Origin of the sequence: Arthrobacter sp. SX1312 (assembly GCF_002929295.1) — a bacterium.
Lineage (GTDB): Bacteria > Actinomycetota > Actinomycetes > Actinomycetales > Micrococcaceae > Arthrobacter_D.
Genome location: NZ_PJIM01000072.1, coordinates 1 through 519, shown reverse-complemented (window position 1 = coordinate 519; position 519 = coordinate 1). Strand labels below are relative to the sequence as shown.

The following is a 519-nucleotide window of genomic DNA, read 5'->3' as shown; positions in this document are numbered from 1 at the left end:
GAAAGACAAGAGGTAAAATTTATGACAATGAACATTACCAGTAAACAAATGGAAATTACTCCGGCAATTCGCCAGCATGTCGCAGACCGTCTCGCCAAATTGGATAAATGGCAAACCCACTTAATCAACCCGCACATCATTCTCTCTAAGGAGCCGCAGGGTTTTGTCGCTGATGCAACCATTAATACGCCAAACGGGCATCTGGTCGCCAGCGGAAGAAGCGAAGATATGTACGTCGCAATCAACGAATTGATCAACAAGCTGGAACGGCAGCTGAATAAAGTGCAACACAAAGGGGAAGCCCGCCGCGCCGCAACATCGGTGAAAGAGGCAGGCTTTGTGGAAGAAGAAGAGTAATCCTTAACTTAATGTGCCCTGCCTGGGGTTGAAGCGTTAAAACTAATCAGGCTAGTTTGTCAGTGGCGTGTCCGTCCGCAGCTGGCCAGCGAATGTAAAGACTGGACTAAGCATGTAGTGCCGAGGATGTAGGAATTTCGGACGCGGGTTCAACTCCCGCCA

General features: G+C 49.1%; 1 other RNA gene. It reads left to right on the top strand.

Annotated features, from left to right (window positions below):
• Positions 1–518, top strand: a transfer-messenger RNA (tmRNA) gene (gene ssrA / locus CXQ92_RS17690); the annotation flags it as partial.
• Position 519: the final 1 nt, after the last annotated feature.